This is a genomic window from Paenibacillus sp. FSL H7-0350 (assembly GCF_038593195.1).
In the GTDB taxonomy this organism is placed as follows: Bacteria; Bacillota; Bacilli; order Paenibacillales; family Paenibacillaceae; genus Paenibacillus_AQ.
The window spans coordinates 1-14,463 of record NZ_CP151972.1 but is presented as its reverse complement, the minus strand read 5'-3'; the positions used below and the strand labels follow the sequence as shown (position 1 = coordinate 14,463).

Sequence of the window (14,463 nt, the reverse complement as noted above, 5' to 3'; positions counted from 1 at the left end):
CCGTTATGCTCCACTTGATCATAGTCAACAGACGGTAAAGTAACAATCCGGTGAAAGTCACAAACTCCAAGCAATCTAGTTCTATAGAATCCCTGTCTTTAGACGCCTTTCCATATTCTGTTCAGAGCCATTTGACAAATCTCTTGTATTTCAGCCTAATTTCGTTCTCTTCCGCCCAGTTCATTAGTCTCTTCCTCACCGCTGCCGTGTCTTCTGTGAACCTGAAACAGAGATTAACCGGGACAATCCGTTTGCCTGCAGGTAATATTCCTACTAACGGACCATCTATGTAAATGACCTTAATCCCTGACGCGGAGATGTGCTCGTTGCGAATAATAAGCGAATCCGTCCCCCACTGAAGCCGGCCTTCCTTCCGCAGCGCGTTAACGAGAATGAAGAGGAAGGCTACGCAGCAGACACCTATCCACCCCAGTCTGAAGTAGTATAAAAAGAAATGCCTATCCGGATCGAGGCCGGGGGATAGCGAAAGAAAAATAATGGGGATCAGAATAGCTATCAAGGTTTGAATAGACTTAGGAGCCTTGATAGGGTCGGTTATGGCTAGTGAATCTCTGGTCAACTTGTTCAACCTCCATCCGTCCAATTTGTAGTATAATCGCTAATGCAGTCCAACACTTTGCCCAAGGGGGATCAATCCATTATGTATGAGCATCTCGTCGTCTTCCGCTTCAAAGAGCAATTCGAACCAATCCAGGAGCAAGACCTGTTACAAGCACTGCTGGCGCTAAAAAAGCAAATCCCCGGCATCATCGACCTTACAGCAGGCGTTAATGTGACCGAGGAGCAGGAGAATGTCCACGGCTATACGTTGGGGCTCCGCGTGACCTTTGAGAGTCAGGAAGCCCTGCGTGCCTACGGGCCTCATCCGGCCCATCAGAAGTTCGTATCCATGCTGGAGGGAATCCTGGAGAACGTTGTGGTGGTCGACTACCCGATTTAGAACAACTGGTTCACATCGAACAGTACTTTGCCGATCAGCGCATCCTTGTCTACGAACGGAGTCTCCCATAAGTGAGCATCATAGCTGACGTTACGGTTGTCGCCCAGGAAAAAATAATGGTCTGCGGGAACGGTGACCGGCCCGAAGGTATAGGTCATCGCTTCCTGGAGATACGGCTCGGCAATAGTCTCATGGTTGCGGTATAGCTTGCCTTCCTTGATCTCAATCACATCGCCCGGCAGACCGATCAGCCGTTTTACATATCTTTTATGCGCATCTTCGGCAACCGGCGGATGGAACACCACGATATCGCCATGCTTCAGCGAGGTATTCCAGAGCATTTTGTCCACCACAAGCCGGTCGTTAATCGCTATAGTCGGAATCATCGAGCCGGTAGGCACACGCATTGCTTCCGCTACGTAGGTACGGATAAATAAGGATAGAATAATGCCAATGGCAATGCTCGGCACCCACTGTTTCAAGAATTTCTTCAATTCCCTTCACCTCAGATTCGTATAATTAGCCTTCAAAATGCTCAATAATCCGCGACATTTCCTGCTCCGCGTCTACAGCAGAGTGCTTAGGCAAATAAATCACCAGCAGTCCCCCGAAGATCTGCTCCCATCTGCCCCCATGCTCTGTAACCCGCTCCGTGAAGCTGCGGATCTCGCCGGAAGCCGCCGTTTCTTTGCTCAGCAGCCAGGCATACCGGACAAGCCCGGACTTCTTCACCGTCTCAATGTAATACGCGATCCCCTCACGCTCACTCACCCGGATAATGTCGCCAAGCGCAATCCCCGGGTTAAAAATCGGCGTCTCCTCAATCCGGTAGGTGTCCTTGTCGACCCGGGTCACATCCAGCACCTCAATCTCCCGGCCTTGCTCATCAAAGCATATATGTAATCCAACCGTTCCCGGCAAAAGCATCCCCCCCTATTCTGTTCTGTCATGCTATCATTTCATTGCCCGCAGTGATTTGGAGATAATCCCCTCCAGCACCTTCCAGGGAAGCAGGGCCTTGGCGATCATGAGCACCCGCGAGCCCCGGCCTACAGGATAGCGCAGCTTCGGTGCACGTTTGGCAGTGATCCGTCCAATCAGATCAGCTACCTCCTGCGGATCTGGAGCCGTCTCGGACGCGCGCCGGGAGTACCGCAGCACTTCCTCAAGCCTGGTGTGATACGGGGAGCCTTCATTTCTGTGCATACCCGTAATCCCTTTGTCCCAGATGGGGGTACGGAAGGAGCCCGGTTCAACCAGTACAACGCGGACGCCAAAAGAGAGCATCTCCTGCCGCAGACTCTCGCTGAACCCTTCCACCGCAAACTTCGAGGCGGCATACGGACCATAGCCCGGGAATCCGCTCAGTCCGCTGACACTGCTCACGTTAATGATTAGGCCGCTGCGCTGGACCCGCATTAGAGGAAGCACCGCCTTCGTTACGGCAATCAGGCCAAAAAAGTTAGTCTCCATCTGCCCTCGCCATGCCTCCATGCTGACCTCCTCCACGAATCCGCCTACGGCGAAGCCGGCGTTGTTCACCAGCACATCAATTCTGCCGGCGAGCTCAAGACTAGCCTGAACAGCAGACGCAATCGAAGCTTCGTCCGTGACATCCAGTGCCAGCAGATGAATGCGCTCCCGCACCCCCGCTTGCTCAGCCTGCTGAACCAGCTCCTTGCTGCGGCCAAGATCCCGCATGGTGGCAATGACCCGGTACCCTCTGCGAGCCAGCGTAATTGCCGTCAGCAGCCCGAATCCGCTGGAGGTCCCGGTAATCAGCGCAACCGGTTCATGCCCCAGGGGCTGGCTTGGATTAGTGTTCATGGGGCACCTCCTTTTTTAATGATGTGATGTATGAGTCTCCAATTGCAGCAGCTGATAATTGTTCTTAATGTAGTTGTAACCCGAGTATACGGTAATGATTAATGCACCATACATCAGGGTTAGGTCAACAGGGAAGGAAGTAAACAGGCTGAAGGGCGCATTGTTCAAAAGAATTGCCGAGATTGCAGCAACTTGCAGGACCATTTTCCATTTGCCGTATTTATCGGCTGCCAGAGCTACCTTCTGCGCTGAAGCGGCGATACGGACACCCATCATTATAACTTCCCTCGCCAATATTAAAAAAGCAATCCAAGAAGGAATCATCTGCAAACTCACCATTAGAATCAGCGCGGCAGCAACAAGCAGCTTATCTGCCAACGGATCAAGCAGCTTTCCTAAATTGGTAGTCTGGTTATATTTTCTCGCCACGTACCCGTCCAGCTTGTCTGTTATAGAAGCCATAATAAAAACTATAGCTGCATAAAAAACACCATGTATCTCTAAGTATGCCAGGATCGGGAATTGGTTGACCCAGGCTTCCGGGTAAATGGGAAAAAGCGCAATAAACAGCGGAATCAGCAATATCCTGAACAAGGTAATACGGTTAGCTAAGTTCATCTTCTGCCTCCTGTCTCACATTCATGGTTCCTGCCTACAGCTTCAGCTTCTGAATAAGCGGCATGCCGATCCGCCGGAGCAGCAGCTCCAGGATGGACCAGCCGCAGCGGTTCAACAGCGAGGTGCCCCGGTCATACACAGCCGAATATTCAGTGGCTCCAGCCGCTCCCCGGTTGCGCTTGAACTGGCCGACGCCGGAGCTCTCGTGCAGTAATAGTCCCCTTCTGCCTGCAAGCCCGATCAGAACGGCGGACAGCATACGGTAGAGTCCTAGGGACTGAGGCAGACTCGTGTCATAACCGAACAATGGCGCAGTCATCGCGCCCTCCCGCTCATAGAAGCCCAGCACCGCATCCAGCCTTCCTTCCTTGCGCAGACCGTAGATCTGCAAGGTCCTCCGTTCCAGCGCCAGGGCAATATAGGCTTCACTGAACTGCGGATTATAGGCCGAATATTTATCGATATACAGCAGTCTGTACAGCTCCACGATCCGGGGAATATCCTCCTGCGTGATCTCCTCCGGACCAACCTCAGTATATCCGTGCTTTGCCAGCAAATTTCTGTCACGTTTAACCAGCCATCTGGCCTTCGAGCCGGAGGTATTCGGATGCAGCAGATAGATCTGCCGGCTTGGAACAAGCTTGCAGCCATACCCCTGCAGTCTGGCAATGAGGTCTCCCGAGGTCTCCCGGCTAAGCGAACGATAGATTAAGGTATACCCCGGATAAGTCTGGCGGAGGTAATCGAGTATCGCCGTCAGCTGTTCCGCACTTAAGGCAGGATACAGATTGGTGGACAGCAGCCAGTTATTCACCTGAACCACCCGGTTGAACCGTGCTTGCCGCAGCATCCAGCCCATTCCTGTGAGCATTAGCGACAATAGGCCCTCTAGCATCCGGTTATTGAGCAAGGCCAGCTCCTCACGTGCATAACTGACATAATGGGTATAGGGTGAGCACACATAGGAATTGTCATAGTCTGCTTCGTTGACGGTAATCGGAACCGGCAGCCCATCGATGGTCAGCACCTTAACAGTTGTACTCACATTATCGATAAAAGGTTGCGCTCCCCGCTCCAGCAGCGGTGTAAGATACTCCCGGGCATACCGCCCATACTCCGTATCCGGCCAGACCAGCCCCGTAACAGAATCGCGTTCATACTGCGTTATCCTGTCCTTCACGGCTTCCAGCCCCTCTCCACACGGCGCAGCTTCACAGTTCCGGGCACGAAGTTGTAGTCGGTAAAAGTCAGCTGCGGAGGGATACAGGACAGCCTCGCGAACAAGCGCATCAGTGATGCTATAATCTCCTGCTCCGTGCCTTGATTGGTGCCTGTCTGTGTACGATAGGAGATCTCTAGCTCAAGCAGGCTGTGCTGGATGACCCTGTAATGCTCAATGTCTGCGGAAGCCGCCAGTACAGCCCGGGTAACAAAATCAGGGAATACCGTGACCATAGTATCTTCTGCGGCATGCGGCAAATACAAGATATCATCGCAGCGTCCTTCGATTCGCTCAATGGCCGTGAACAGTGAACCGCAGGGACATGGCTCTGCCGCTTCGGTCAGAATATCATTCAGCCGGTAGCGGACGATGGGCTGCACACTTCTGGAGAAATCGGTCACGATGGGCACGAACCGGCGTGATTGTTCATCCAGCATTTCTTTGCCGATATGTACAATATCTTCGTTCAGATGCAGCGTCCCGTGACTGCAGGTAGCTCCGAGGAAGCCCTCGGTACACTGATAAGCCTGATGCACCTTCTGCCCGAAGGTTTGCTCAATCTGCTGCCTGTCGAGCGGGTCCAATACTTCCGCAACCGCAATGATCCGGCGGGGATGCAGATTCATCTCACCTGATTGCTGTGCCTCAGCCAGCAGACGCAGCATGGATGGCGGTGCAATCCAGATATCCGGCTGGTACTCCTTCATACGGGTCAAGAGCCGGGGAAGCGGCTCCAGCAGATCGAAATACCGGAACTGCAGCCGCCCCTGCTTCACAGATTCATACAAATTACTGTTTGCCCGCAGAAAAAAAGCAATTCTCGCCCGCTTCCACAGTCCCCCCGGCAAAAGCTTCGCCAGTACCGTACCGGTCCAGGCAGCCTGCTCTTCTTCTCCCACGAGAAAAATCCCCCGGTTGCCGGAGGTTCCCGAGGATAACCCGACGGTGACGCCTTGCAGCGTAGGCTTGAAGTTCCTGCTGTTCTCCGCTTCATAGGCCTCGGCAAAGGCCTGCTCCTTCGTAATGCCAGCTATGTTGAGCTGATCGAAATTCTCCATCATCTCCGGCTTCCCGATTACAGGGAAGCTCCGCCAATCCTTGGACGGAATGCCTCCCCACAGCTCCCTGTAGAACTTCGAGTGCTGCCTCACCTTATCTGCATGGAGCCGGATACGCTTCTCCTGCCATTGCTCAAGTGCTGCCCGGTTCTTCCAGCGTCTGCCCCACTTGGTGAGAATGTAATGGGTAATCACCAGCCTGATCCGCTTCATGTCACACTTCCCGTTCCCCAGTGCGCAAGCGCCTCGCGGCAATGGCTGGGCACAATCCGAAGCAGGGGAAATTGTTCATGCAGCTGACGCAGCCGCTCGAAATTGCGGTGGTATTCTGTCCGGCTGGACATGATCAGGCCTGCTGCCAGGTGCGGCTTGCGGTTCTCCCGGAACGCCCGGCTCGACCAGACCGTATCTGCGCAGAGCAGATAATCATGCTCGCCGGTGGAGACGAATATGCCGATCATTCCGGCGGCATGGCCTGACAGTTCAACCGCCAGCAGGCTGCCGTCTCCGAGCAGATCATAGGCTTCCGTGAACGGAAGGCCTTGCGGCAGTGCACGCTTCACCGAAGCTTCATCCACAGGAATGGAGCGGAGTCTGAAATCCTCCGGCAGCAGCCCGGGCAGGAATCCCGCCTTCGTAGCCCGCACAGGACCCAGCCCGCATACGGCATCGTAAGATTTCTGTAAATAAATATACTGCGCCTGCGGAAAATCCCGTACCCCGCCGATATGGTCGGCATGAAAATGCGACAGCACCACATACCGCACCTCCTCCGGCGAGATCCCGCCTGCCTGCAACCGCCGCACTGCACTCTCTTCCTCCTTGTAGACAACCGGAGTGATCTTGCGGTATAGAGAGGCTGGCAGACTTGCTGTCTCTTGGAAGAAACGCGCGCTGTAACCTGTATCGAACAGGATGGGACCGTATTCCGGATGCCGGATCAGGGCATAACCCGCCGGGAAGGCAACCGGCTTCAGTGTGCCTCCGCGCAGCGTCAGCCGCTCGGGATGCAGGCAATAGCCCGCAGACAATATAGATAATCCAACTGGAATTTCTGTAATCATTGCTGTTCCCTCCACCATTCTGCAAAGGCGCGAAGTCCCTCGTCTGTTGTTATACGCGGTTGATAACCCAGCTGCTCACGGGCCAGTGTAATATCCAGTGTCTGGGAGATACCGAGTGCGGCTGCAGAATAACGGGTCAGCAGCGGCTCACCTGGGATAGGCAGTACCTTGTAGATCCCCTCCATCAGGGCCGCTGCGGTATAAGCTACCGGGTAGGGCAACCGACGGGTGTGCAGCGGCAGCCCGAGTAGTGAGAATAGCCGGGTAACCAGCTCTTCGAACCTTAGCGGCTCACCATTGGTAATATTGTATACGCTGCCGGTTGCAGAGACCGGGGCTTCACAGCAGAGCAGCATGGCATCGACTACATTATCTACGCAGGTGAGATCAAGCCTCGCCTGTCCGCCATTCATCAGCGGCACCCCCTTACTCTCATTCGCTGCCAGCAGCCGGGGGAACAAGGCGTTATCCATCGGGCCGAATATGGCTCTGGGCCGGAGCATGAAGGCGGCAAGCCCTTCTCCAGCTGCCTGACGGACAACCTGCTCGGCAATCAGCTTCGTTGCGGCATAAGCATTGGCCGGACGCCCGGGAAGCGGATCACTCTCCCGGATGCCGAGGCGGGGCCGCTGGCTGGAATACACACTGGGCGTGGAGATATGAACCAGCCTTCCTACGCCATGCCGTTTGCACCCCTCAACTATATGGCTTGTCGCCTCCACATTGCATGTATAGAACTCCTTGTATTTCCCCCAGGGGGACGACAAGGCTGCACAATGGAACACCACATCCATTTCCCGGCAAAAGCTATAGGCAGTCTCCGGGTCACGCAGATCCCCTGCCAGGAACACTGCACCTTCCAGCTCCAGCTGCTTCCCCTGCTCCGGGTTGCGTCCCTGCGCGTAGACCTCCCAGCCCATCCGGGCCAGCCTCCGGGCGGTATGCCGTCCAAGAAATCCGGTTGCACCTGTTACCAGCGCTTTGGTCATGCCTCACCATTCCATTCTATATCTTCTGTTAACGCCTCTGTGATTGAGATGCGTTGCCGCCTGGCTGTCTTCCAGGCGGCGTATACTATGCGGAACTGCTCGCGGGCAGGGCGGCGGTCATCCCTGCGGTAGATCACGTCTGCTGCTCCAAGCAGCGCCCGCCGCCAGCTGCGGAGGCCCCCGGGTCCCGGCTTCAGCCCGCAGCCCAGCATGGGCAGTGTCAGCATGGCTGTGCGGGCTGAACGCGGAATAATAATTGTTCCGCTCTGCACGAGCAGACCGGGATTCAAGAGAGCCTCCGTCAGCCCTTCCTCTGGCGTGAACAGATGAATACCGCTTGTTGCGCGCGGATTGCATTCAATCGGATACAGCATCCCGTTCTCCGGTTCGATGAAATCGAATCCGATCTGGCCGCTGAAGCCGGTTGCTGCAGCGAACCGCTGGACCCATTCCAGAGCTGCAGAATGCTCCAACGGTTCAAAATACACGCTGGCCCCGCTGCGCCCCGTCCTGTACCTGCAGTCATACGCAGCATGCGCCACAACTGTGCCTCCGTGAAGTATGCTGTACGTACAAACAGCTCTGCCTTGAATGTACTCCTGGGACACCCAGGGAGCCTCGGCCGATAGTCCGTCTGGTGGATCTATTTCCTCCGAAACGCGGCTATACGGATTCGTTGAAGCGGATCTTTTATCCGGGAGAATGACCTTAGAGGCAAAGCGGGAATATGCGGGCTTGTAGACCCGCTGCTCCCCCCTCTCCGCTGCCTGCTTGACAGCTCTCCGCCATTCTTCTGCACTGCTGATCAGCACCGTGTCCGGGACCTTGAAGCCGAGCGAACGGAGCAGAATCATGAACTCCCCTTTATGGTGCAGCCCGGCCAGAATCCTCCGGTCTGATGTAAGTACACGGCACCCCGTCAGATGCTCAAGACCGGCAGAGACATAGAAAATCTCCTCACAGGTCGGAATCAGGCAGTGAATGCCTAGCTCTTCCGTTAACGCAGCCAGCCGCTGGACATAGGCCTGCGGGTGATGTCTTGGGGCAGGCACCCGGAAGCTGGCCTCGACGGCAGAGGATACCCGGCACAGATGATACTCAGCACTTTCTGCCACGTATACCCGGTGGCCCGCCGCCTTGAACAGCCTTGCCAGCTCCAGGGCCACCGGAGCGCGTCCGCCGGTAATCAGAATACGACGGGCCTCAGTACTCAATAATCATGCCTCCCAGAGACAGCCCTGCCGCCGTGCCGATCAGCATGATCCGGTCTCCGCGCGATATACGGCCCTGACGGACCGCTTCATGCAGCCCCATCGGGATGGATGCTGCAATCGTATTGCCATGGCCTGCGGTATTGTCGAGGAAGCGGTCCTCGGCAATACCCAGCTTTTTACGCAGGAGACGCATAGCCATTGCACTGCCCTGATGGGGAATGACCAGCGCGAAGTCGTCCATCTTATTGCCTGTGGCGCCCAGCATGTCAGCAATGAAATCCGGAAGCAGCTTGGACGCTTTGCGGAATATGGCCTGTCCATCCATATGGAACAGATAAGGCAGCGCATCCTCGGCTGTATAATTCTGGGGATGCAGTCTGGTCCCGCCTCCGGCAATCTCCGAATAACGCGCCCCGCTGCTGTAGGTCTTGAGGGAGGCATGGAGAATCTGCGAGGAATCTCCGGCCTCCGCAGGCCCGATCACCACTGCCGCCGCTCCGTCACCGAACAAGGCTGAGCTCTCCTTATCCTGCCAGTTCAGCCCTACGGATGCAATCTCAGTAGCCACCAGCAGCACATTCTTATATCTGCCCGCTTCCACCATGTAGGACATCACATCAAGCCCTACCAGAAAGCTGAGACAAGTCGCATCGATATCAAAAGCCGGGACACCGGAATCTGCCTGCCCCATGGCCTGCTGAATGAACACAGCGGTACTCGGCAGCGGCTGCTCCTTGGTTCCGCTCGTACATACCAGACAATCGACCTCACTGAAGCTGAGGCCTGCGTCGGCGAGGGCTGCTTCAGCGGCTCTTGCGCCCATGAAGGAGGCGGTTTCATCGGTTCCCACGTAATGACGGGTGCCGACGCCGGTGATTTTGTTCACCCAGCCCGGTGTTGTGCCAAGGATCTTATCAAGCTCTGCATCACTAACTACACGCTCCGGCAAATATTTGCCTGTTCCTTTTATTTTCACATGTCTAAGCTGCATAATGCATCTCCCATTCCTGTGAGTACCAAGATGTCGAACTTTATATATTATTGTAAACTACAGATATATTCTACTAGATTTTCCGGCAGAGTCATATACAAAAAAGAAGATAAAATTCCCATTCCGCGAACTAACGTTCCTAAAAATGCTTGACTATGCAGGTTCACCGGGGTTATAGTAAATGCACAGGTAACACACATTAAGCGGGAGAAGCACCTCGCAGGACAGGCAGTTCATGCCTTTCTTGGAGGTGCTTCTTTGTGTCTATTGCCAAAATGAACAATCAGAGGAGCTGAAGTCAATGTTTAGATTCACGAGCTTCACGAATTGGAGAAGTGAGGGAGTTGTTACACCTTTGTCGGGGAGAACTGTACGAAGAATGGCTGTGCTGATGATCATACTGTCATTGTGGACCTATCCCTTGTCCGGTGTCTCTGCCGATTCCGGGTGGGATACTGCGCTGGACGAGATTCATAATCTGTACACAGACTATACGGGTCTACAGGCATCGCTGAAGTCTGACCTCCAGCGGAATCAGGAATTGCGCAAGCAGAATAACACTGCCCTTGCCGCCGTGAACAAGCAGCTTCAAGCTACTAACGCCGCTCAGCTCGCCAAGCTTAAGTCTGCCTCGGAAGCCGTGCAGAAGAAGCATGCTCCGCTCCTGGACCAGTACACTGCTCTCAGTAAACAGATTACCACTGCCCGTAAGGCAAATAACTTGAAGAGTGCCACTGTGCTTGAGCTGAAGCGCAATAAGCTGAAGGCTGCCGCTGCCGCAGCACGGGCTGAAGTGAAGAAGGCCGCCTCAGCCTTGGCAGAAGCCAAAGCGTTAACTGCTGCGAAGAACAAGCCGGCTAAGGATGCCCTTGCCCCGATCCCCCTGCTCAAGAAGCAGATTGCCGCCCAGAACAAGCTTTTCTCAGCCGCACAATCAGAGAGAACCGAGGCCGACAAGCACTACAAAGCCGCTGTCCAGGCGGGGGACGCCACCCAGGCTGCGGCTGCAATGAAGCTGTCTTATAACCGGATGAAGGAGATCCGTACCATGGCCGGACAGTTATACAGCTGGGAGCAACAGATCAGCACGGCGCTCCGTGCCGCAGAGCTGAAGCTGCCGAAGTAGCTTATTCATGAGGGTCAGAGCAGCTTCACCAGCCAGGTAATGATGAAGGCACCCGGTACCAGCAGGGCTTGGCCCAGCAGAGATCCCAGGAAACGCGAGCCCATCAGGAGTACATAGATCTTCCCGAGCTGGTCACGGTATTCCGCATTCTCCGTTGCCTTATGGGTGATAATTCCCAGCTGCGGATCGATGAACACCGTCAGAAGTATCGTTGCTATCCCGTTAATCAGGCCCGATGCCTGGGAAGCAGTGGTGCTGAACGCCGGCAACAGCTTGGCCGCATACATCGAGGATAACACGCCTACCGTGTAGAAAGCCGTCACGAAGACATTCATCACGATGAAGCGCTTGGGAATTCCAAGATAACGGAAGCTGCTCAGCCTGACTTTCGGTCTGCGGATATATTTGCGCGTATTCTTAAGTTGGCTGACTGTTACACTCGTCAGAAGCTTGGGGATGGAGCCTTCGATCTCCAGCTTGGAGATCACTCTTGCGAACAGTCCTACGAAGGTCGGAAACAACGCAATGGCGATCAATGTACCCAGTGAAGATGCCAGCATAATAATCCGCAGATAGTTGAGCAGCGGGAAGCTGTCGTCAGCTTTGGCATAATCAACGAACTTCGCCGTTAAGGGGCCTTGTACCATATTTGCGGTTCTGGAGACCAGCACGATAATTCCGGTCAGGGATAAGGCGATAGCGATCTTGTTCAGCTTCACACCGGCAAAACGCACCGAATACGACAAGGTTTCCGCCGTATGAATAATCAGAGTCAACAGACATACCACCATTAAACTGTTCGTCATTTACGGTTACTCATCTCCAAATCAGGCAGCATTCGGCAGATGACCGGCATGCTTGTTCCAGATTATTACAGACCGGATCGCCTCACTTAATATATATTCTTCTTCCTATATAATCCAGAATCAATTTTGTAAGATTTGATCAACCGACCAGCAAAACAGGATTCCGGCCGTATACCGGACCAGATCAACCCAGAGGAAGCCGTGGCCCAGAATCAAGCCGCCAAGGGTTGTAGCACGCACATTCAGAATCCACTCTGCCTGATAGAACTGGCTGAACTCAATTCCGAAGCTGAAGCCCAGGCTAAGGGCAAGCGACATCCATAGCGGATGCCGGACCAGCAGCACCCGGGAAGCAAGATAGATCATCCCTGCCCAGATCGCATCCCCAAAGTGTTCGCTGACAAAGTGCGGCAGCGAGTTCCCGTATGCCCTGGTTCCAAGACCCAGCACAATGGCTAGCAGTACTGCGCCGCAGTAGATCATTCTGGATTGTAAATTCAAAATCCGCAATCGTAACCACTCCTTCATCAATCAAATATAACCTTCCGCGGCGCAGCTGCATCCCGCACGAACAGCTTCGGGGGATAAGGGATTGTTAGCCCGGGCAGTTCATCTTCCTTGAAGAATCTCAGCTCTTCCGCCTCCCCGTCCAGGCTCCTGAGCTGGCCTTTAACAATGACACATTCAAATACAATAACCGTATACTCTACCTGATCCCCATTGCTATATTCATATCTGAATTTCTCACCGCCGAATACGCCGATTATCTGTTCAGGCGTAACCATTAAGCCGGTCTCTTCGAACACCTCTCTGCGCAGCGCCCTGGACGGGGTCTCTCCAGGTTCAATTGCTCCGGCCGGCAGCCCCCATAAGGTCTCATCCTTTTTGCGGATCAGCAGAATCCGATCCTGTTCATCTCTTACTACAGCCGCTACAGAAGGCATCATTAACAGCCCCTTGCCGGCCTTCCCGCGCAGCTCCCGGTAATACTCAGACATTGACATAAAGCTTCCTCCTGACTTGAATTCGATTAGTCCCCATATCATTCTTAATTCCAGCCTACAGCTCATCCTTGCGGAAAGAAACCGGATAAACCACGAAATCATCCGGCTGATTCTCACAATCCGTCAGCTCTACCCTATAGTATTCCTCAGTCTCAGCAAGCCGGATCGCCCTGCACACATATTCAATCTTCCCACCGTCTCCTGCCCAGTCCCGGCTATTGTCCACCGTCCAGTGCAGTACCCTGCCATCGTTGTAGAAATCATGAATATACGGCCCGCTGTCAATACCCCACTGAAGCATGGTGAAGTTATCTCCCTTGCCTTCCTTAAATCTATGTATCATTTCTGTAATTCTGTCCAAATCCAGCTGATCAAAATGTGTAATCAAGTTCCGCTGATCCCTAACCAGAGGGACAGGCTTGTTGACTTCCCGTATCAGCAATAGTGAGAGTACCGCAATAAGTAGCGTTTCAAGAATTATAATAGCCCGGCTGTATTTGCTGAAAAAGTTGTTCATGTTCCCTCCCGCTCCACGGTTTATGGATAAACCGGGTTAGCACTATATTTGACATGGTTGTATGATATTCCTTGTCTGACGTACAATTGTGATAGCAAAAGGTTATATAACGCAAAAATATCTCCAGCCATAAGGCGGAGATATCTGTGGGTTCTTTGTAATTTTCATGTTTCCACTCTTCACTAACTCTTCAACCTTCGCCAAGCTCTGGTGGTTCCAACAGATGATCCAGTAATTGCAGCCCGCGTCGGCGGGTGCGGAAGGTCCACAGCAGATCCGCTGTGAATAGCAGCAGGGCGATGGGCAGCACTGGTATCCATACCCGTTCCAAATACAGGTAGAGGAAGTTTACCAGCGGTTGCAGGCCATAGAGGCAAAGTAGTGACAGTCCCCACCAATACAGCGAGAATTTCAGGCAGATATGCCCTTGCAGCTGAACCGGCATCCCTGAATAATCCCACCACTGTCTATGAAAAATCCCCTTAAGCAGCCAGCCGCTGACATATTCAACCGCCGTGGGGACAATCAACGCAAGCAGCAGGATTATCGGAAAGGAAAGCCTAATTTCATGTGCTGCCAGCAGCAGCAGCGGTGCGCAGCCATACATCGGCTTGAATGGCCCTTTGAGGAAGCCTTCTTTCCGAAAGGTCCCAGTGCTGTAGAGGTTATAGCTGCCTTCAAGGACCCATCCCAAGAACGAATATACAGTGAAATAGAACAGATAGGGGCTTGCCGCAGCCACCATACTGTAACTTTGCTGTAAAAGTAAAGGTGTCATCGTAGTTATTCCCGCCTCCGGTCCCAATTATTTTCCAATTGGAGCTAGTATGTCTCCAAGAACCGGACATTATGACGGGAATATCTGGCGGACCTGCACATGGCTGACCCTGTTAAGATGCTGCTGTTTTATTCAATTTTCAGGCGGTTCCTCATGTTTCTCCATCAGCATGCTAATAAAACTTCCTGCCTTTGGGCCAGCACATTGTGTTCGGTTTAATACGAAAATAAAAATATCGGAAAATGCGCTGCAGACTGGGTTTTTGACAAAAAAAGACCCACCACCCCA

The 14,463-nt window shown here is 53.6% G+C and carries 18 protein-coding genes; 2 read left to right on the top strand and 16 right to left on the bottom strand.

What is annotated here, in order from left to right; translation table 11 throughout:
• Window positions 1–121 precede the first annotated feature (121 nt).
• Window positions 122–580, bottom strand: a complete 459-nt coding sequence (locus tag NYE24_RS00090) for a hypothetical protein (protein ID WP_036695105.1) — start codon at window positions 578–580, stop codon at window positions 122–124.
• Between the two features lie 81 nt (window positions 581–661).
• Here NYE24_RS00090 and NYE24_RS00085 point away from each other — a divergent pair, with 81 nt between their 5' ends.
• Complete coding sequence (locus tag NYE24_RS00085; protein WP_036695106.1) at window positions 662–961, top strand: Dabb family protein; 300 nt, start codon at window positions 662–664, stop codon at window positions 959–961.
• On the opposite strand, the gene lepB is transcribed toward NYE24_RS00085, so the two are convergent.
• From lepB to NYE24_RS00035, 10 genes are read right to left on the bottom strand one after another with little or no spacing between them, the layout of a single operon-like run.
• Window positions 958–1,455 carry a signal peptidase I gene (gene lepB, locus NYE24_RS00080; RefSeq protein ID WP_076154588.1) on the bottom strand — a complete coding sequence of 166 codons (498 nt, stop codon included), beginning with the start codon at window positions 1,453–1,455 and terminating at the stop codon, window positions 958–960. The genes NYE24_RS00085 and lepB overlap by 4 nt on opposite strands.
• Window positions 1,456–1,480: 25 nt before the next feature.
• Window positions 1,481–1,882, bottom strand: coding sequence for a DUF4265 domain-containing protein (locus tag NYE24_RS00075; RefSeq protein ID WP_036695108.1), 402 nt, complete (start codon window positions 1,880–1,882; stop codon window positions 1,481–1,483).
• 33 nt (window positions 1,883–1,915) lie between these two features.
• Window positions 1,916–2,788 carry an SDR family oxidoreductase gene (locus NYE24_RS00070; RefSeq protein ID WP_342477727.1) on the bottom strand — a complete coding sequence of 291 codons (873 nt, stop codon included), beginning with the start codon at window positions 2,786–2,788 and terminating at the stop codon, window positions 1,916–1,918.
• Window positions 2,789–2,803: 15 nt separating this feature from the next.
• Entirely contained in the window at window positions 2,804–3,406 is a 603-nt protein-coding gene (pgsA, locus tag NYE24_RS00065; RefSeq protein ID WP_342477726.1) for a CDP-diacylglycerol--glycerol-3-phosphate 3-phosphatidyltransferase, read from the bottom strand.
• A gap of 34 nt (window positions 3,407–3,440) precedes the next feature.
• Complete coding sequence (locus NYE24_RS00060) at window positions 3,441–4,586, bottom strand: GNAT family N-acetyltransferase (protein ID WP_342477725.1); 1,146 nt, start codon at window positions 4,584–4,586, stop codon at window positions 3,441–3,443.
• Window positions 4,583–5,899: a F390 synthetase-related protein gene (locus tag NYE24_RS00055; protein WP_342477724.1), complete on the bottom strand. Its 1,317-nt coding sequence runs from the start codon at window positions 5,897–5,899 to the stop codon at window positions 4,583–4,585. Before NYE24_RS00055 ends, NYE24_RS00060 begins: the two co-directional genes overlap by 4 nt.
• Window positions 5,896–6,750, bottom strand: coding sequence for an MBL fold metallo-hydrolase (locus NYE24_RS00050; RefSeq protein WP_342477723.1), 855 nt, complete (start codon window positions 6,748–6,750; stop codon window positions 5,896–5,898). The genes NYE24_RS00055 and NYE24_RS00050 overlap by 4 nt, the downstream gene beginning before the upstream one ends.
• Complete coding sequence (locus tag NYE24_RS00045) at window positions 6,747–7,739, bottom strand: SDR family NAD(P)-dependent oxidoreductase (protein WP_342477722.1); 993 nt, start codon at window positions 7,737–7,739, stop codon at window positions 6,747–6,749. Before NYE24_RS00045 ends, NYE24_RS00050 begins: the two co-directional genes overlap by 4 nt.
• A complete protein-coding gene (locus tag NYE24_RS00040) occupies window positions 7,736–8,953 on the bottom strand; it encodes an ATP-grasp domain-containing protein (protein ID WP_342477721.1) in 1,218 nt (405 codons plus the stop codon). The genes NYE24_RS00045 and NYE24_RS00040 overlap by 4 nt, the downstream gene beginning before the upstream one ends.
• On the bottom strand, window positions 8,943–9,944 hold the full coding sequence (locus tag NYE24_RS00035) for a beta-ketoacyl-ACP synthase III (protein WP_076154572.1): 1,002 nt from the start codon (window positions 9,942–9,944) through the stop codon (window positions 8,943–8,945). The genes NYE24_RS00040 and NYE24_RS00035 overlap by 11 nt, the downstream gene beginning before the upstream one ends.
• 301 nt (window positions 9,945–10,245) lie before the next feature.
• Between NYE24_RS00035 and NYE24_RS00030 the strand changes: the two genes are divergently transcribed.
• Window positions 10,246–11,070 (top strand): hypothetical protein, encoded by an 825-nt coding sequence (locus NYE24_RS00030; RefSeq protein WP_342477720.1) that lies wholly within the window; start codon window positions 10,246–10,248, stop codon window positions 11,068–11,070.
• Between the two features lie 14 nt (window positions 11,071–11,084).
• Here the strand turns inward: NYE24_RS00030 and NYE24_RS00025 are convergent, their stop codons facing one another.
• The 5 genes from NYE24_RS00025 to NYE24_RS00005 form a co-directional block, all read right to left on the bottom strand.
• Window positions 11,085–11,876: a lipid II flippase Amj family protein gene (locus NYE24_RS00025; RefSeq protein WP_342477719.1), complete on the bottom strand. Its 792-nt coding sequence runs from the start codon at window positions 11,874–11,876 to the stop codon at window positions 11,085–11,087.
• A gap of 120 nt (window positions 11,877–11,996) precedes the next feature.
• Window positions 11,997–12,377 carry a DUF2809 domain-containing protein gene (locus tag NYE24_RS00020; protein ID WP_342477718.1) on the bottom strand — a complete coding sequence of 127 codons (381 nt, stop codon included), beginning with the start codon at window positions 12,375–12,377 and terminating at the stop codon, window positions 11,997–11,999.
• Window positions 12,378–12,403: 26 nt separating this feature from the next.
• Window positions 12,404–12,880, bottom strand: coding sequence for an NUDIX domain-containing protein (locus NYE24_RS00015; RefSeq protein ID WP_342477717.1), 477 nt, complete (start codon window positions 12,878–12,880; stop codon window positions 12,404–12,406).
• 55 nt (window positions 12,881–12,935) lie between these two features.
• Window positions 12,936–13,223: a hypothetical protein gene (locus tag NYE24_RS00010; protein ID WP_342477716.1), complete on the bottom strand. Its 288-nt coding sequence runs from the start codon at window positions 13,221–13,223 to the stop codon at window positions 12,936–12,938.
• A 364-nt stretch (window positions 13,224–13,587) separates the two neighbouring features.
• A complete protein-coding gene (locus NYE24_RS00005; RefSeq protein WP_083677754.1) occupies window positions 13,588–14,175 on the bottom strand; it encodes a putative ABC transporter permease in 588 nt (195 codons plus the stop codon).
• Between the last annotated feature and the right edge of the window lie 288 nt (window positions 14,176–14,463).